This window comes from Cryptosporangium phraense (assembly GCF_006912135.1).
Taxonomy (GTDB): Bacteria; Actinomycetota; Actinomycetes; order Mycobacteriales; family Cryptosporangiaceae; genus Cryptosporangium; species Cryptosporangium phraense.
This window is the reverse complement of sequence record NZ_VIRS01000007.1, coordinates 1-16657: the sequence shown is the minus strand read 5'-3', so window position 1 is coordinate 16657 and position 16657 is coordinate 1. Positions and strand designations below refer to the sequence as shown.

Here is a 16657-nt window from a genome sequence, read left to right as displayed (position 1 = left end):
GATCAGTTGGAGCCGACGGTGGTCAGGCGGGTGCCGTCCCAGGTCAGCCGCAGCTCCGTGCCGCGGCCGCCGGGGTCGGCCAGGCCGACCTTGACGACGCCGCCGTCCTCCGGCTCGATCGAGATGATCTCCCAGCCGTCGTTGGGGCCACTGGTCGGGACCCCGGCCCCGGCGACCGTCCAGTTCGGTGCGGCCCCGGTGAGCAGGAACAGGAAGTACTGGCCGGTGCCGCCGCCTTCGCCGACGCAGCCGAGCTCGGCGATCCGGTCGGGTTTCCCGTCGCCGGTGAGGTCCGTCGTCCGGCCGCCGTTCATCTTGACGTGGTAGCTGAAGACGGTGCCGAGCCGGTGCACGTAGTCGGAGTCGCCGTCGTGGAAGCGGATCGTGGGGCCGCCGCACTGCGACTCGGGGGCTCGGGAGAAGTCGATGGTGTCGTCGGCCAGGGCCGGCGCCGGTGGTTTCGACGGGGTCGGCGCGGTGGACCGCGACGGCGGGGCCGCCGGGATGACCGCGCGGTCCTCGCCGGGGCCGGCCCGGAGCAGGCCGATCCCGGCGACCACGGCCACCACCGCCGCGGCGGCCGCGACGACGGCGGTGCGCCGGCGACGGCGGGTGACCGTCGCGCGGGCCGCCGGGCCCCCGGGTGGGACGATGCCGTCCCGGATCGCGCGTTCGTGCGCGGCCAGCGCCGCGGTGAGGGTCGGGTCATCGAGGGTCACTGGAGGCGCCTTCCCGGTGTTCTTCGGTCAGCTCGGCGGCCAGGCGGGTGCGGGCCCGGTGCAGCCAGGACTTGACGGTCCCGATCGGGACGCGTTCCCGGGCGGCGATCTCGTCGACCGGCAGGTCGGCCAGGTAGTGCAGGACGACCGCGCGGCGCTGCGCGTCGGGCAGCGTGCGGAGGGCCGCGCTGAGGTCGAGGCTGAGGTCGAGGTGGTCGGCGTCGGGTGGTGGGACGCTCTGCGGGCGGGTGCGCTGGCGGTGCCGCAGCGCGGTCCGTAGCCGTCGCCAGCGGGACGCGGCCAGCCGGTAGGCGACCGTCGACACCCAGCCGGCCGGGTTGGCGCCCCCGGCGAGCTGCGGCCAGTGCCGCCAGGCCCGGCAGAACGCCTCCTGGGTGACGTCCTCCCCTTCGGCGCGGTCCCCGAGGTACACCGCGACCTGGGCCGCGAGCGGCGCGTAGTGCGTCGCGTAGAACGCGTCGAAGCTGTCGGTGTCTGCGCGGCTGGGCACCCGCCCTCCTTCCGTTCGACACTGTGGACGCCCCTACTACGCGCGACGCGCCCGTCAGGTTGCGGTGTCGGCGCGGCGGGAGCGACGCGGCCCGACGCCGCGGCCGGCCGGGTGAACGCGATATCGGCCCGAGGGCGGCCGGCCGCGTCGTCTGCGGGCGATCGCCGGCGACGCGCCCGGCCAGGAAGGCGGTGCGGGAGATCGCGGTCGACGATGCCCTCGGTCGCATCGGTGCAGATGCCGATCGCGGTGCTCACGGCCCCGGACACCGCCGCATCGGCACAGTTCGGTGGCGTCGATGTCGGCTGCGTCGAGGGTGTCGCGGCGGAGGTCGGCGACGTCGCCGTTGCCGGGGACGCGCAGCGCCGGCGCGTCCGGGTCCGGGTGGCGCCGGCGACGCGGGCCATGGCGGCCCGGAGGGCCCCAGGGGCGGCGAACCGGCGCTCGACCGGCGCTCGACCGGCGCTCGACCGGCGCTCGACGTGGCCGCCGTCGGTGCGGCGCTTCAGCTCGGCCGGAGCGCCTTCGGTGACGGGCCGGGCGGAGCCGAGGACCGCGACGCGGTCCGCGAGTTCGGCCTCCTCCCGACCAGCGACATCGCCAGGCACCACCTCGGCCGCACCGAAGCGAGGACCAGGGTCACCGGGCCGCTCCAACGCTTCGACCTGACCGCCACGATCTTCGGCGGCATGCGCCGCAAATGGGGCCGTGTGCGGTGGTTACGGCTGGGTGCGGGTGATCGTGATGTCGCCGAGCGGGGTGCGGGCGCGGACCTCGACGGTGTGGGCGGCGTCGCCGGGGCCGCTGGTGCCGTCGAGGCCGTTGCGGACCGACCCGAGCTGGGTGTGCAGGTCGAGCCAGGCGGCGGTCGACGGGCCGATGCCGATCTCGACGTCGCCGGCCGCGGTCTTCGCGGTGACGTGCCCGCGGGTGACCCGGCCGATGCGGATCGAGCCGTTGGAGGACTTCGCGTCGACGTCGGCGTGGGCGGTGCCGATCCGGATGCGTCCGTTGGCGGTGGAGATCCGCAGGTCGCCGGCGACCTCCTCGACGCGGTTGTCGCCGTTGGTGTTGCGGATGTGCGCGTCGGCGCCCAGGTCGTCGGCGTCGACGCGGCCGGAGCCGGAGATGTCGGTGTAGCCGGTGACGTGGCCGGCGTGGACGTCTCCGTGGTCGGTCTTGAGCGTCACCGCGGTGGCCTGGTCGACGCGGATGCTGCCGACCGACGTCTTCAGCGTGACGGCGCCGAGCGGGCCGGCGCAGGTGTAGTCGGCGATCGACGCGTCGGCGTCGACGTCGGAGCCGGCCGGGAGTTCGACCAGGACCGCGGCGGTGCCGGGGCGGCTGAACAGGCCCCGGCTGCGCGGAGCGCGGACGGTGAGGCGGCCGGCGGCGAAGCCGACGGTGGTCTGCTCGGCGACGCGGACGTCGCGGTCGTTGGCGGGGTCGGCCGGGTCGACGGTGACGACAGTGTCGGTGCGGTCGGACGCGACGACCCGCAGGGTCACGCATTCGGTCTCGAAGTGGGCGGAAATGGGCGAGGGGGTGTCGAAACTGGGCATGGCTGCGCTGACCTCCGTGCTGTTTTCGGGCTTTTGTCGGAATGAGGGGATTAACGGACCCAGCCGGTGTAGCGCTGGGTGGAGGCGTTGGTGGTGGGCGGCGGGGACGCCGGGCGGGTGCCGTCGAGGGCGGCGGCGACCGCGCGGACGAGCCACGCGTTGACCGAGAGGTTCTCCCGGGCGGCGGCGTCGTCGACGCGGGACTTGAGGTGGCCGGGCAGGCGAAGATTGATCCGCGCGGTTCCGGCGTCTGAGTCCTCGGGGGCGGGGGCCGTGGGCGCGGGAGTCGGGGCGGGTTCCGGAGTCGCCGGGAGCGTCACGACGAACTCGGGGTCGAGGCCGCGGAGCCGGACGTCGACCGAGCCGGGGGCCAGGTCGAGCGTGACCTCGCTCATCGCCGCGGTGAGCGCGTTGAGCAGGGCCAGGCGGGTGGCGGACTCCAGCGGGGCGGTGAGCCGGTCGGCCAGGGCCCGGGCGTCGTCCCCGCCGGCCTGCGCCGCGCTGGCGAGGTCGGCCCGGAGGGCAGCTACGTACGGCGCGAGTTCCATGGCACTACTATGGCACCATCGTGGCACCACCACAAGGGTAGTGGTGCCACTTTGGCACTACAGGACGCCGTCCATGGGGTCGTGCTTCCATTTGTCGGCGTCGCGGATGTACCGGAGGAACACCGGGGACCCGTCCTTCCAGCGGCCCCGGCGGGCGATCTTCAGCGGATCGTTCCCGGCCTGGTAGGCCGCGGTGGCGCCGCCGACCCGCAACGAGTGGGCGGTCACCGCCTCGGTGCTGACGCCGGCCCGGGCCGCGGCGGTGCGCAGGATGATCCCGACGGCCTGGCCGGAGAGCCGCCCGCTGCCGGGCTTCCCGGAGTAGCCGGCCATCCCCGGCATCCGGTCCCTCTGGTCGATCGGCACCCACAGCGGGCCCTCGCCGGGGCGCACGCCGGCCAGCCGTTCCCGCCAGGCGCCCAGCAACCGCACCGGGCAGGTCGCCGGCGACGACCCGTAGTGCACCGCGACCGTGTCGCCGATCGCCTCCTGGTCGGTCTTCGACGCCCGGATCAGCACCTCGACCCCGCCCGGCCGGTCGGCCAGGTCACCGATCGCGTTCAGCGCGACCAGCTCCGAGCGGCGCACCATCATGCTGAACCCGAGCGCGATCAGCGCGCGGTCGCGGGCCCCGGCCAGCGTGCCCGGGTCGCAGGCGCCGACCATCGCCCGCACGTCCTCGACGCTCAGCGGCGCCGCCTGCCGGTCGCGGACCCCGCGCTCGGCACGGTCCTTGCGCAGGCCGGTGAGGATGCGCCGGGCCCCGAACAGGTCGGGGAGGCCGCCGTAGCCGTTCTCGCGGTGCTCGGTGCGGATCGCCGACAGCGCGCGGTCGATCGAGCGTGGAGCGGCCGGTCCGCTGCGCCGCCCGTCCGCCCGGAGGGCGCCCCCGTCGGCGAGGAACCGGGTGTACTCGGCGGCGGTCTCGGCCGTGGCCGGCAGGGGAGTGCGGCCGACGAGTGCGCACCACCGGCGGAACGCGGCCCGGTCGGCCGCGTAGGCCCGGACGGTGTTCCGCGGGACCGCATCGGCGATCCGCTGCGCGGTGGCGGCCGAGATCGTGTGATCCAGCTCCGACGCCCCGCCCGTCACGGCTATTTCGTTAATCCGAACCCCTCCCCAACAGGTCGCGATAATGAACGCTATCGTGACCACCAATCGTCACGCCACCCGTCAAAACGTTAAGACGAAAACGAAACGAAACGATTGCTAGACGCGGATCGACTCCGTGTGGGAGGCGGCTTCGGCCGCCGCGGCCGACGCGTCCCCGGCCCGGATCGCCTCCACCAGCCGCGCATGGTCCACGTAGTCCTCCGGCCGCAGCACCGGCGTGAAGTGCTCCCGCAACGACTCCCGGATCACCGCCCCGAGGTCCGCGTACAGCCCTCCGAGCACCTCGTTGTGCGCCGCCGCCACCACCGCCAGGTGGAACGCGGTGTCCGCGGTGACGAACGCCTCCCGGTCACCGGACTCCCAGCCGCGTTCCCGCTCAGCCAGCATCCCGTCGAGGTGACGCAGGTCGGCGTCGGTGCGGCGGGCCGCGGCCAGGCTCGCCGCGGTCGCCTCCAGGGCACCGCGCAACTCGGTGACGTCCCGCTGCGGGGCGTCGGCGAACCGGCGGCGCATCACGCCGGCGAGTTCGCTGGTCGCGACCACGTACGTGCCCGAACCCTGCCGGATGTCGAGCAGCCCGTTGTGGGCCAGCGCCCGCACGGCCTCCCGCACGGTGTTGCGGGCCACCCCGAGCTGCGACACGAGCGTCGGCTCGGTCGGAATCCGCGACCCGACCGGCCACGCCCCCGACGTGATCTGCGCCCGCAGCGTCGCGATGACGTGATCCGACAGACTCCGGGGCCGGGAGACCGGGTCAAGATTCATCCCATGATTCTATGATGGGATTGTGACGGATCTATTAGTGACGAGTAAAACCCCCGGACGAACCCGGGCCACCCCCTGGCTCGCGGCCACCGCGCTGATCCTCACCGCGGTCAACCTCCGCCCGGCCGTCACCAGCCTCGGCCCGGTGCTCGAGGAGGTCCGCGGGGACCTCGGCATGACCGCCACGGTCGCCGGGCTCCTCACCTCGGTGCCCGCGTTCTGCTTCGCGGTGGTCGGCGTCACCGCGCCGCGGCTGGCCCGCCGGTTCGGGGTCGACGCGGTCATCCTGGCCGGCGTCGTCGCGCTCACCGCCGGCCTGGCGCTGCGCCCGCTGGTGGGCGGCACCGCCGAGTTCCTGATCCTCTCGGCCGTCGGTCTCGGCGGGATCGCGCTGGTCAACGTGCTGCTGCCGGTCGTCGTCAAGCAGTACTTCCCCGACCGGGTCGGCCCGATGACCGGCGTCTACACGACCGCGCTCAACGTCGGCGCCACCGCCGCGGCCGCCGTCACGGTCCCGCTCGCGTCCGCGCTCGGCGACAGCTGGCGCCTCGGCCTCGGTACCTGGGCCGTGGTCGCCGCCACCGCCCTCGCCCCCTGGCCGATCCTGCTCCGACGCTCCCGCGCCACCCGTCCCCGAACCGTCAGCGCCCCGGCCGCGCCGACCGGGCCGCGGTCGATGGCCACGAGCCCCGTCGCGTGGGCCCTCGCGGTGTTCTTCGGGCTCCAGGCCACCGCCGCCTACGTCATCATGGGCTGGCTCCCGCAGGTCTTCCGCGACGCCGGCCTCTCCGCCTCCACCGCCGGGCTCCTCTTCGCGGTCACGTCCCTGCTCGGCGTCCCGCTCTCCTACGTCCTCGGCGCGCTCGCCGGACGCCTGCGCAGCCAGAGCCTCCTCGCCGCCGGACTCGCCGCGTTCGGCATCGCCGGATACCTGGGGCTGCTGATCGCCCCGGCCGGCGCGCCCTGGCTCTGGGCGATCCTGCTCGGCGTCTCCAACTGCAGCTTCCCGCTCGCGCTGGCCATGATCGGCCTCCGCGGCCACAACGCCGCCACCGTCGGACGTCTGTCGGCGTTCGCGCAGAGCACCGGCTACCTGCTGTCGATCCCCGGCCCGGTCATCGTCGGCGCGCTCTACCAGCACACCGGCACCTGGCACGGCCCGCTGGTGTTCCTCACCGTCCTGATGGCCGTCCAGTGCGCCGCGGGCGTCGCCGCGGGCCGAAACCGACCCCTCTGACCAGCGAAAACGTCCTCAGATCAACGCAGCGGCCGGAAATCAGCCCTCCCCGGGTGAGACCAACCCCGTTTCGTAGGCCACGACGACCGCTTGGACCCGATCCCGCAACTGCAGCTTCCCGAGGATCCGGGCCACGTGTGTCTTCACCGTCGCCTCCGACAACGACAACGACGACGCCAGCTCCGCGTTGCTCGACCCCCGGGCCAGCAGCCGCAGCACCTCCAGCTCCCGGGGCGTCAGCGCGGCCAGATCCCGGTGCACCGCCGACGCCGCCTCGTCCCGCCGCGCGAACCGCTCCACCAGCCGTCGGGTGATCGCCGGGGCCAGCAACGCGTCCCCGGTGCGCACCAGCCGCACCGCCGCGGTCAGCTGCTCCGGCGTCACGTCCTTGAGCAGGAACCCCGACGCCCCGGCCGACAGCGCCGCGTACACGTACCGGTCGAGGTCGAACGTCGTCAGCATCAGCACCCGCGGCCCGCCCGGACCCGCGCCCAGGATCCGCCGGGTCGCCTCCAGACCGTCGAGCTCCGGCATCCGGATGTCCATCAGCACCACGTCCGGCCGCGTCCGGCGCACCGCGTCCACCGCCTCGGCGCCGTTCGTCGCCTCCGCCACCACGTCGATCCCGTCGGCGGTCAGGATCATCCGGAACCCCGTCCGCACCAGCGCCTGATCGTCGGCCACGACCACCCGCGGCCCGCTCACGCGGCCACCTCCGGATCCGGGAGGGCGGCGTAGGGGAGGACCGCCTCGACCCGGAACCCGCCCCGGATCCGCGGCCCCGCCCGCAACGACCCGCCGTACACGGCCAGCCGCTCCCGCAGCCCGATCAGCCCGTGCCCGGCCCCGTCGGGTTCCCCGCCGTCCGGTCCGGACGCCGATCCGGACGCAAAACCCGATCCGGACGCCGCCCCGGCGCCGGTGTCGGTGACCTCGATCCACAACCGGTCGGCACCGTGATCGATCCGCACCACCGCCGACGTCCCCGACGCGTGCTTCACCGTGTTCGTCAACGCCTCCTGCACCACCCGGTACGCGGCCAGATCCATCCCGTCCGGAAGCAGCCGCGGCCGCCCGGTCACCACCAGCTCCACCAGCACCCCGGCCCGCCGCACCCGCTCCACCAGCGGCCCCACCTGCGACAACCCCGGCTGCGGAGCCAACTCGGGTTCCGCGTCGGCAGGGTCGTCGGTGTCGATCGTGAGCAGGCCCATCACGTGACGCAGCTCGGTCATCGCGGCCCGGCCCCCCGACTCGACGGCCAGCAGCGCTTCCCGGGCGTCCCCGGGCGAGGACTCGAGCACTTTGCGGGCCGCACCGGCCTGGATCACCATCACGCTCACGTTGTGCGTCACCACGTCGTGCAGCTCCCGGGCGATCCGGGCCCGCTCCCGGGCCGTGGCCCGCGACACCGCCTCCGCCCGGCCCCGTTCGGCCTCGGCCGCGCGTTCGCGTTCCGCGTCGGCCCGCGACCGCCAGCCGCGCAGCCCGTACGCGGCCACCGCGATCGGCAGCAGGATCAGGTACGGCACGACGCCCTGCGGGACCGCGCTGATCGCCCCGCCCACCACCGGCTCGGCGTCGCCGCCCTGCAACTGCTGGAACAGGAACGCGGCCGGCAGCAGGCTCACCAGCGCCGGCACCCGGTACGGGCTGTACACCGCGGCGCTGTACGCGGCGATCACCGCGGCGTAGAACGACAGCTGCATCGGGCGGTGCGCGGTGTCGTTCCCGACGAACGCCGAGGTCACCAGCACGCACCACAGCACCGACAGCGGATACCGGCGGCGGAAGATCAGCGGCGCGGCGATCAGCGCCAGCAGCAGCACCTGCGCGACGGCCTCACCGGTGGACACCGTGTGGTGCAGCTCGGCCGGCGGCACCGGCGGGAGCACCGGCTCCACCGGCCCGTACGGCGGCCCGAGCCGCTCCGTCGAGACATACCCGTCGTCCTGGTCCCCGACGCTGGTCAGCGCCGCGACCGCGAACAACCCGACCGCCAGCCCGGCGTCGAACAACCAGCTCCGCCGGGAGAGCGGCAGCATCGGCCCCGACCGGCGCACCAGCTGCCCGGCCAGGCCGCGCACGCTCGCGCCGACCGGGCGCCGCACTCGGACCATGCGCCCATTCTCCGATGCCGGCGCCGCCCGCGGCGTCGCTCCCCGGGATCACTCCGGCCGCGGCCGCGACTACGCCGCACGGATGACCCGCTCCACCGTCCACCCACTGCGGTACGGGCAGTGCGTCCGCCGAGCGATGTGCCCGCCCGGCGCACACCCCTAGCGTCCGCGTCGTCGGAAGTCGTCGGAAAGAGACCGAACGCGGGGAGCAACCATGACCGAGCCACTGATCGACCTGCGCGGCGTCAGCCGCCGCTACGACGGCGGACCGCCGGCCCTCGACGACGTGTCGCTGACCGTCGCACCGGGGGAGGCGGTCGCGATCCTCGGGCCGTCCGGCAGCGGGAAGTCGACGCTGCTGAACCTCATCGCGGGCCTCGACAAACCGACCGGCGGAACCGTCACGGTCGGCGGGACCCGCATCGACACGCTGGGGGAGGCCCGCGCCGCGAAGTACCGGCGGGCCACGATCGGGATGGTCTTCCAGTTCTTCAACCTCCTCGACGACCTGACCGTGTTCGACAACGTGGTGCTGCCGGCGCAGCTGGCCGGCGCCGGACGCGGCGAGACGACCCGCCGCGCCACCGAGCTGCTGCGTGGCCTCGGCATCGACCGGCACGCCCGCGCCTACCCGGGCCGGCTGTCGGGTGGGGAACGGCAGCGGGTCGCGGTGGCGCGGGCCCTGATGAACCGGCCGTCGCTGCTGCTGGCCGACGAACCCACCGGCGCGCTCGACACCGCGTCCGGCGCCGAGGTGCGCCGGCTGCTCACCGACCTGCACGCCGACGGGCAGACGATCGTGCTGGTCACCCACGACCGGACGCTCGCCGCCGAGTGCGCGACCCGCACGGTCCAGGTCGTCGACGGGCGGATCGCCTCCGACACGGCGCTGGAGGCGGCCCGATGAGCGCGCTGAGCCGGGTCGTCCGGTCCGGGGTGCAGCGCCGCTGGGTGCAGACCGCGGTGATCACGCTCGCCACCGCGGCCGCGGTCACCGCCGGGCTGCTCGGCGTCGGGCTGCTGGTGGCGTCCAACGCGCCGTTCGACCACGCGTTCCGCGCCCAGCACGGCGCGCACCTCACGGTCCTGACCGACCGGACGAAAGCGACCCCGGCGCAGCTGGCCGCCACCGCACACACCGACGGCGTCGCCGGGACCGCGGGCCCGTTCCTGGTCGCCCAGGCCATGATCCTGCCGCCGCCGCCCCCGGGCATGCCCGACCCCGACCCGGCGAACGCCCGCGGGCCGGTCGTGACGATCGCCGCCCGCACCGGCCCCGGGACCGGCGTCGACCGGCTCACGCTCACCGAGGGCCGGTGGGCGACGAAACACGGCGAACTCGTGCTGGCCGCCGGCGGTGACTTCCGCACGCCGCTGAACACGACGATCCGGGTCGGTGGCGTCGACGTGACGGTCGTCGGGTTCGCCCGGTCGGTCAGCGGCACCGCCGGCGGGTGGATGACCCCGGCCGGTGTCGCCGGGCTGCACGCGCAGCAGACCGGCTACCAGATGCTGTACCGGCTCGACCACCCCGGCACCGCCGCCGGGCTCACCGCGGCCCGGAAGGCCATCGCCGCGGCCCTGCCCGGCGGAGCGGTGACCGGCGCCCGGACCTGGCTCACCGTCAAACAGGAGGCCACCGACAAGACGTCGCTGTTCGTGCCGTTCCTGCTGGCCTTCGGCGGGCTCAGCCTGCTGCTGTCGGTGCTGATCACCGGCACCGTCGTGGCCGGCGCGGTCTCCTCGACGCTGCGCCGCATCGGCGTCCTCAAGGCGCTCGGGTTCACGCCGTCCGAAGTGGTCCGCGCGTACGTGGGGCAGGCGATGATCCCGGCGGTGATCGGCGCCGGGCTCGGCCTGGCCGCCGGGAACGCGATCGCGGTGCCGCTGCTGTCCGAGACCGAGGACCTGTACGGCACGGTGTCGCTGACGATCGCGCCGTGGGTCGACGTCGTCGTCCTGCTCGGGGTGCTGGCCCTGGTCGCGGCCACCGCGTCGGCGGCCGCCGGACGCGCCGGACGGCTCTCGGCGGTCGACGCGCTCGCCGTCGGCCGTACCCCGGCCGCGCACCGCGGCCAGACCGCGGCCCGGATCGCCGCCCGGCTGCCGCTGCCGCGGCCGGTCAGCCTCGGCCTGGCCCGGCCGTTCAGCGCCCCGGTGCGGGCCGTCGCGATGATCGTCGCGATCGCGTTCGGCGCGGCCGCGGTGACGCTCGCCGCCGGGCTCGCCGCGTCCCTCGACCGGGTGCAGGTCGCCGCCGACCACTCCGGTAGCGATCTGACGATCGACGGCCACCGCGACCGGATCGAGAAACCGGCCTCCCGCAGCGGGACGACGACGCCGACGGTCGACGCGGCGACGGTCGGGGCGATCCTCGACGCCCAGCCCGGCACCGCGCACTACTACGGGTCGACCGAGTCCGACGCGGTCGTGGCCGGGTTCTCCGGGAACACGTCGCTCGTCGAGTGCACCGCCGACCCGGGCTGGGCCGGGTTCGCGCTGGTCTCCGGACGCTGGTTCACCCGCCCCGGCGAGGTCGTCGTCCCCACCGAGCTGTTGCGGGCCACCGGCACCAAGCTCGGTGATCCGATCACCGTGACCCACGGCCGGGTCACGACCGTGCTGACGATCGTCGGCGTAGTGTTCGACCCCGGCAACAACGACGGGCTGCTCCTGACCCGGGCCGGGGCCGGCGCCACCCCGGAGTCCTGGCAGGTCGGCCTGTCCGACGGCACCGACGTCGGCGCCTACGCCACCGCGATCCGGGCGAAACTCGACCCGCTCGGGCTGACCGTCCACGTCGACGGCAGCGAGGGCGTCGACGAGCTGCTGGTCGTCATCGACACCCTGGCCGGGCTCCTGACGCTGATGCTGGTGACGGTGGCCGGGCTGGGCGTCCTCAACTCGGTGGTGCTGGACGTGCGTGACCGGGTGCACGACATCGGGATCCACAAGGCGCTCGGGATGACGCCCCGGCAGACGCTGACCTCGGTGCTGTCGTCGGTGGCGTTGATCGGGCTGGTCGGTGGGGTCGTCGGGGTGCCGGCCGGGCTGGTGCTGCACGGTGTGCTGGTTCCGGCGATGGGGCACGGCGCCGGGGTGGAGCTGCCGCCGGTCGTGCTGGCCGTGTACCGGCCGTGGCAGCTGACGCTGTTCGCGCTGGGCGGGCTCGTGCTCGCGGTCGTCGGTGCGTTCCTGCCGGCCGGCTGGGCCGCGAAGACCCGCACCGCGACCGCGCTACGCACGGAGTGAGCAGCCGCCCCGGGGCGGGTCAGTGGCGGCGGGTGAAGAGGGCGTCGGCGCGGCCGTGGCCGCGCAGGACGCCGCCGGCGGCGGCGATCGCACCGGACACCGCCTCCAGCAGCCGGGCACGCTGACCGGCCGGCAGCAGCTGGTGGTCGGAGAACGTCGCGATCAGCCCGACCCACTCGTCACCCGGGATCGTGAGGTCCCACGCGTACCGGCGCATCTCCGGCGCGTCGAACTCGGGCCGGGACGCGAACGGGTCCAGCGGTTCGTCGTCGTCCTCGTCGGACCCGGCATGCGTCGACGCGTCCGGCGCGTGCTCGGCGTAGACCGCCGCCAGCAACGCCCGGGCGTCGGCGTCGAGCACCGCGTACGTCCACGACCGGACGATCGTGCCGCCGGACTCGAGCACCTCGGCGGCCTTCGCCGGGCCGCGCTCCGGGTCGATCCAGTGCCAGGCGTTGCCGCAGGTGATCAGCCCGAACCGGCGCCCGGCGGCGTCCCACGACTCGAACGGGGAGATCTCCACCGGGACGCCGTGCCCGCGGGCCACCGCCGCCATCCGCTCGTCGATCTCCACCCCGAGCACGTCCAGACCGGCCGCGCGCAGCGGCACCGCGATCTTGCCGGTGCCGCACGCGACGTCCAGAACGCGGTCCGGGCCCAGCCCGACCAGATCGGCGAGCAACGCGTCCGGGCACACCGGCCGGTAGCGGTCGTAGTCGGTGGCGATACCGCCGAACGATTCGGCGCGAGCCCGGTCGGTGTGCGGAGATCGTGGAGCCATGCAACCGACGTTACCGGCGCCTCCAACCGGCGCCCTACCGGCGCCGGAGTTTTACCGTGTTGTCGACGTGGTTGATGATCCGCCCGTCCGGGAGCGTCCGGACCCGCTCGTGCTCGTCGACGACCAGCGTCTCCCACTCGGTCTCCGGCAGCCCGAGGGACGCCAGCACCTCGCCCGGGCCGGGCAGGTCGTGACCCCGGTGCTGGTGTTCGTGCGGGTCGTGGCCCGCGGAGCCGTCGGCCTCCTGCCAGTGCGGTGCGCCCGAGTGCCCCTCGATGAGCAGCACCCCGCCCGGCGCCACCGCGGCCGCCGCCTTCCGCAGGATCTCGTCCCGGGGCATGTCGCCCCACGAGTGCAGGAACTGCGCCGACACCAGGTCGTACCGGCCGTCCGGGAAACTCACCCCGAGGTTGTGCTGCTCGAACGTGATCCGGTCGGCGACGCCGTTGGTCGCCGCGGCGGCGGCCGCCCGCTCCAGCGCGACCGAGGAGATGTCGACCGCGGCGACCGTCCAGCCCTGCCGGGCCAGCCACACCGCGTCGCCGCCCTCCCCGCAGCCCAGGTCGAGGGCCCGGCCCGGGGTCAGGTCGCTGACCTCCTTGACCAGCGCCGCATTGGGTTCCCCGCTCCAGATCGCCTCGTTCTCGCGGTACCGGTCGTTCCAGGTCTCGGCCAGCTCGTCGGTCATGACCGCATCGTGCCCCAGCCCGTGCCGGCCCGCCGCGTCCACCGCGCGGGCGGTCTCCTCGGCGATCAGGTCGAACGTGATCATCGCGCCGGCCAGGTTGGCCGCCGCGGCCGCGTTGACGACCTGCAGCGTCGGCGCGGTCACGTTCCCGGCCACCCACACGCCCGGCACCGCGGTCCGGCCCGTCGGGTCCGCCGGGACGTGGGTGCCGATCACGACCCCGTCGCGTTCGAGGTCGGCGACCGGCAGGCCCAGCCCGTCGAGCCCGTCGAGGCGGACGTCCATCCGCGTCGTGGTGACGACCGCGTCGACCGGGATCGTCCGGTCCCCGTCCAACTCCACGCCGGTCAGGACGTCGCCGGTGACCCGCACGCCGGTCACGGTCCCGTCCACCACGGCGACGCCCCGGGCGGCGAGCTGCTCGTACTGGGCATCGGACGGCTCCGGGCCGGTGTGCAGGAACAGCGTGATCCGCTCGCTCCAGTTGCGCCACAGCAGCGCCTGCTCGACCGCGAACGGCCCGGTCGAGAGGATCCCGATCGCCCGGTCGCGGACCTCGTGGCCGTGGCAGTACGGGCAGTGCAGCAGGTCCCGGCCCCAGCGCTCGGCCAGCCCCGGCACCGGCGGGATCTCGTCGGTGACGCCGGTAGCGACCAGCAGCCGCCGGGCCCGCAGGCCGGTGCCGTCGGCCAGGCGCACGGCGAAGCCGTCCCCGGCCGGGCGCGCGTCGGCGACCGTGCCGGTCACCACCCGCCCGCCGTAGGACTCGACCTCGGCCCGGCCCAGCGCGACCAGCTCGGCCGGGGGCAGGCCGTCGCGGGTGAGGAACGCGTGGACGCCGTCCGCCGGCGCGTTGCGCGGCTGCCCGGCGTCGACCACCAGCACCGACCGGCGGGCGCGGCCCAGGGTCAGGGCGCCGCTCAGGCCGGCCGCGCCCCCGCCGATCACGATCACGTCGTATTCGTTCGTCGTCGTCATGGCCGGAAGCGTGCACCCGACCGCCCCGGGGTGACAAACTTTCTTGCCGAAATGGCAAAGTAGGATCATGGCGGATCTGGATGACGTCCTCACCGCGGTCGGGCCGCGGCTCAAGTCGCTGCGGATCGAACGCGGGACGACGCTGACCCAGCTGGCCGAGTCCACCGGGATCTCGGTCAGCACGCTGTCCCGGCTGGAGTCGGGGCAGCGCAAACCCACGCTCGAGCTGCTGCTGCCCCTGGCGCGGGCCCACCAGGTCCAGCTCGACGAGCTCGTCGGTGCCCCGGCGACCGGCGACCCCCGCGTCCACATGAAGCCCTACACCGCGCACGGGCGGACGACGATCCCGCTGTCGCAGCACCTCGGCGGGTTGCGGGCCTACAAGCAGATCATCCCGCCGACGCCGGCGTCGGTGGACGTCACCGAGCTGCGCGTACATGAGGGCTACGAGTGGATGTACGTGCTGTCCGGGCGGGTGCGGCTGATCCTCGGCGAGCACGACTTCGTCCTCGGCGTCGGCGAGGTCGTCGAGTTCGACTGCCGGACGCCGCACTCGATCAGCAACCCGGGCCCGGCCGCGGCCGAGGTCCTCGCGCTGTTCGGCCCGCAGGGCGAACGCATCCACGTGCGCGCCCGACCGGCTTCCGGATAGATTTTAACACTGTTAGAATTCGGGTCGTGGCGGCCTACGGAGAGCTCAACGCGGCGGCGATCCAGGCCGCGGCCCTCGCCCTGGTGGACGAGAAGGGCTACACCGGGCTGTCCATGCGCAACCTGGGCACCCAGCTGGGGGTCACGGCCGCGTCGCTCTACTACCACGTGCCCAACCGGGTGACGCTGCTGAGGCTGCTCGCCGACCGGATCGCCACCGAGGCCACCGCAAGGCTCGACCCGGCGCTCGGCTGGCGGGACCTTCTGCTGTCGCTGGCCCGCGACCTGCGCCGCACCCTGGCCGCGCACCCGGGCGCCACCGTCATCGTGGCCACCCAGGACGTGTCCCCGGAGGTCTGGGAACCGCTCGTCCCGCCGTTGCTCGCCTCGCTGCGGGCCGGCCTCGACGTCTCCGACGACGTCGCTCTGCTCCTCGCCCAGTCGGTCTACGTCCTGGTGACGGGCCTGGCGCTGGCCGAGTTCGGTGACGCGCCGGAGCCTCCGGCCGCCCCGTCCGGCTTCTACGACGCCTGGTTCGACGTGGCCGTCACGACCTTTCTGGACGGTATTGCCGCTCGCTATTCCCGGGAGTGAATCATGATCGCGTTGGCGCTGATCCTTCTCACCGTGGCCTACTTCCTCGTCACGACGCTCGTCGACCTCTATCCGTTCAACAACGTCCGCGCGGCGAAGCGCTCCGAGCAGCGCACCGAGGTGGCGATCAACGCACCGGTGATGACGCTGCCCGCGGTGCTGCTGGCCCTCGGGGCGGCGTGGTCGCTGCCGGTCCTGGGTTATGTGGCCGGGGCGTTGGAGCTGGTGATCGCGGTGGGTGGGGTGCTGTTGTGGTGGTTGCCGTATCTGGCCGGGTACACGGTGCCGTGGGCCACTGGGGGGACCGGGGTGACGTGGGCCGATCTGCACGCGCGCACGTACGCGCAGACGGTGACCGTCGTGCCGCGGATCGGCGATCGGCCGAGGCCCAACCTGGAACATCTGATCCTGCACGCGTTGCTCCTGACCGCCACCGCCGCCACCTTCGTCGCCGCCCCGACGCTGTGAGCCGGATCCCGCCGTGCTCACGCGGTCCTTCACCGGCCATTTCCGACGGCGCCGCGGCCCGCTGCGGCGGAGCCCGATCGCGGCGGAGCCCGATCGCGGCGCAGCTCGATCACCCCGCAGCCCGATCGCGGCGGTGGGTTGATGCGAGCCTCCAGCGCGCCACGACCCGACCGCGCTGCAGCCCGACTACGGCGCAGCTCGACCGCACGGGACTGGCCCGCCCCTTCTCAGCCCCGTGGCGCGGCCGGGTCGCGTCGAGTACCCGGGTCCTGACGCGTCGAGCCGGGCCGCCGTGGCATTCGGGCCGAGCTGAGCTCGGACATCAGCCCGCGGCTTGGCCGGGCGCCGAACCATGGCCGGTCGGCCGCGCCGAGCCGTCAACCCCCCGCCGCGATCGGGCTGCGCCGGAGGCAAGGCCACCGGGCCGAGGCGGGGTGGGCCAGAGCCGCAGAGCAGCACGGCGGGGCCGCAGGCCAGGAGCGGGCGAGCGCGGGGGGCCGCGGGCGACGGCCGGAACAAGCATGGAGGGCGCCCGAACTCGGGCCGCGCCGCGGCCGAGGCCGCTGCCGTCGGCCTGCGCTCCGCCGACCTCATCCAGAGCGCACCGCACCCCATCCGCCACAGCCCCCGCCGGCCAGGCCCGGCCCGGCCAGGCCCCGCCCGGCCCGGC

At 74.4% G+C, this 16657-nt stretch carries 16 protein-coding genes; 6 read left to right on the top strand and 10 right to left on the bottom strand.

Translation table 11 applies throughout. The annotated features are described in order from the left end of the window. Nucleotides 1-2: 2 nt before the first annotated feature. From FL583_RS11800 to FL583_RS11775, 6 genes are all read right to left on the bottom strand, one after another. On the bottom strand, nt 3-719 hold the full coding sequence (locus FL583_RS11800; protein WP_142704640.1) for a hypothetical protein: 717 nt from the start codon (nt 717-719) through the stop codon (nt 3-5). Further along, nucleotides 706-1230 (bottom strand): RNA polymerase sigma factor, encoded by a 525-nt coding sequence (locus FL583_RS11795; RefSeq protein ID WP_142704639.1) that lies wholly within the window; start codon nt 1228-1230, stop codon nt 706-708. Before FL583_RS11795 ends, FL583_RS11800 begins: the two co-directional genes overlap by 14 nt. A 719-nt stretch (nt 1231-1949) precedes the next feature. After that, on the bottom strand, nt 1950-2792 hold the full coding sequence (locus FL583_RS11790; protein ID WP_142704638.1) for a DUF4097 family beta strand repeat-containing protein: 843 nt from the start codon (nt 2790-2792) through the stop codon (nt 1950-1952). Nucleotides 2793-2842: 50 nt separating this feature from the next. Then, complete coding sequence (locus FL583_RS11785) at nt 2843-3340, bottom strand: toxin-antitoxin system HicB family antitoxin (protein ID WP_142704637.1); 498 nt, start codon at nt 3338-3340, stop codon at nt 2843-2845. Between the two features lie 57 nt (nt 3341-3397). Next, a complete protein-coding gene (locus FL583_RS11780) occupies nt 3398-4432 on the bottom strand; it encodes a site-specific integrase (RefSeq protein WP_142704636.1) in 1035 nt (344 codons plus the stop codon). Nucleotides 4433-4549: 117 nt separating this feature from the next. Further along, nucleotides 4550-5218 carry a FadR/GntR family transcriptional regulator gene (locus tag FL583_RS11775; protein ID WP_142704635.1) on the bottom strand — a complete coding sequence of 223 codons (669 nt, stop codon included), beginning with the start codon at nt 5216-5218 and terminating at the stop codon, nt 4550-4552. 37 nt (nt 5219-5255) lie between these two features. Between FL583_RS11775 and FL583_RS11770 the strand changes: the two genes are divergently transcribed. Then, the gene (locus tag FL583_RS11770) at nt 5256-6455 is read left to right on the top strand and encodes a CynX/NimT family MFS transporter (RefSeq protein ID WP_205752046.1); all 1200 of its coding nucleotides are present in this window, start codon (nt 5256-5258) and stop codon (nt 6453-6455) included. Between the two features lie 39 nt (nt 6456-6494). Here FL583_RS11770 and FL583_RS11765 read toward each other — a convergent pair whose 3' ends face one another. Together FL583_RS11765 and FL583_RS11760 are read right to left on the bottom strand one after the other, a co-directional pair. Next, entirely contained in the window at nt 6495-7100 is a 606-nt protein-coding gene (locus FL583_RS11765) for a response regulator (RefSeq protein WP_420843132.1), read from the bottom strand. 56 nt (nt 7101-7156) lie between these two features. Continuing rightward, nucleotides 7157-8575 carry a sensor histidine kinase gene (locus FL583_RS11760; RefSeq protein ID WP_205752045.1) on the bottom strand — a complete coding sequence of 473 codons (1419 nt, stop codon included), beginning with the start codon at nt 8573-8575 and terminating at the stop codon, nt 7157-7159. A gap of 214 nt (nt 8576-8789) precedes the next feature. Here FL583_RS11760 and FL583_RS11755 point away from each other — a divergent pair, with 214 nt between their 5' ends. Further along, complete coding sequence (locus FL583_RS11755; protein ID WP_142704632.1) at nt 8790-9482, top strand: ABC transporter ATP-binding protein; 693 nt, start codon at nt 8790-8792, stop codon at nt 9480-9482. Continuing rightward, the gene (locus FL583_RS11750; RefSeq protein WP_142704631.1) at nt 9479-11827 is read left to right on the top strand and encodes an ABC transporter permease; all 2349 of its coding nucleotides are present in this window, start codon (nt 9479-9481) and stop codon (nt 11825-11827) included. The genes FL583_RS11755 and FL583_RS11750 overlap by 4 nt, the downstream gene beginning before the upstream one ends. A 19-nt stretch (nt 11828-11846) precedes the next feature. Here the strand turns inward: FL583_RS11750 and FL583_RS11745 are convergent, their stop codons facing one another. Then, the gene (locus tag FL583_RS11745; RefSeq protein ID WP_142704630.1) at nt 11847-12608 is read right to left on the bottom strand and encodes a class I SAM-dependent methyltransferase; all 762 of its coding nucleotides are present in this window, start codon (nt 12606-12608) and stop codon (nt 11847-11849) included. Nucleotides 12609-12642: 34 nt separating this feature from the next. Then, entirely contained in the window at nt 12643-14274 is a 1632-nt protein-coding gene (locus FL583_RS11740) for an FAD-dependent oxidoreductase (protein ID WP_142704629.1), read from the bottom strand. A 67-nt stretch (nt 14275-14341) separates the two neighbouring features. Between FL583_RS11740 and FL583_RS11735 the strand changes: the two genes are divergently transcribed. Genes FL583_RS11735 through FL583_RS11725 form a run of 3 tightly spaced genes read left to right on the top strand, consistent with a single transcriptional unit; the run spans nt 14342 to nt 15987 of the window. Continuing rightward, complete coding sequence (locus tag FL583_RS11735) at nt 14342-14926, top strand: helix-turn-helix domain-containing protein (RefSeq protein WP_142704628.1); 585 nt, start codon at nt 14342-14344, stop codon at nt 14924-14926. 26 nt (nt 14927-14952) lie between these two features. Beyond that, a complete protein-coding gene (locus FL583_RS11730; RefSeq protein WP_170323606.1) occupies nt 14953-15519 on the top strand; it encodes a TetR/AcrR family transcriptional regulator in 567 nt (188 codons plus the stop codon). Between the two features lie 3 nt (nt 15520-15522). After that, a complete protein-coding gene (locus FL583_RS11725; RefSeq protein WP_142704626.1) occupies nt 15523-15987 on the top strand; it encodes a hypothetical protein in 465 nt (154 codons plus the stop codon). Nucleotides 15988-16657 lie beyond the last annotated feature (670 nt).

Coding starts and splice junctions, on each gene's coding strand:
- FL583_RS11790 (WP_142704638.1), bottom strand. CDS start 2,792: ATGCCCAGTTTCGACACCCCCTCGCCCATTTCCGCCCACTTCGAGACC.
- FL583_RS11785 (WP_142704637.1), bottom strand. CDS start 3,340: ATGGAACTCGCGCCGTACGTAGCTGCCCTCCGGGCCGACCTCGCCAGC.
- FL583_RS11775 (WP_142704635.1), bottom strand. CDS start 5,218: ATGAATCTTGACCCGGTCTCCCGGCCCCGGAGTCTGTCGGATCACGTC.
- FL583_RS11765 (WP_420843132.1), bottom strand. CDS start 7,100: ATGATCCTGACCGCCGACGGGATCGACGTGGTGGCGGAGGCGACGAAC.
- FL583_RS11760 (WP_205752045.1), bottom strand. CDS start 8,575: ATGGTCCGAGTGCGGCGCCCGGTCGGCGCGAGCGTGCGCGGCCTGGCC.
- FL583_RS11755 (WP_142704632.1), top strand. CDS start 8,790: ATGACCGAGCCACTGATCGACCTGCGCGGCGTCAGCCGCCGCTACGAC.
- FL583_RS11750 (WP_142704631.1), top strand. CDS start 9,479: ATGAGCGCGCTGAGCCGGGTCGTCCGGTCCGGGGTGCAGCGCCGCTGG.
- FL583_RS11745 (WP_142704630.1), bottom strand. CDS start 12,608: ATGGCTCCACGATCTCCGCACACCGACCGGGCTCGCGCCGAATCGTTC.
- FL583_RS11740 (WP_142704629.1), bottom strand. CDS start 14,274: ATGACGACGACGAACGAATACGACGTGATCGTGATCGGCGGGGGCGCG.
- FL583_RS11735 (WP_142704628.1), top strand. CDS start 14,342: ATGGCGGATCTGGATGACGTCCTCACCGCGGTCGGGCCGCGGCTCAAG.
- FL583_RS11725 (WP_142704626.1), top strand. CDS start 15,523: ATGATCGCGTTGGCGCTGATCCTTCTCACCGTGGCCTACTTCCTCGTC.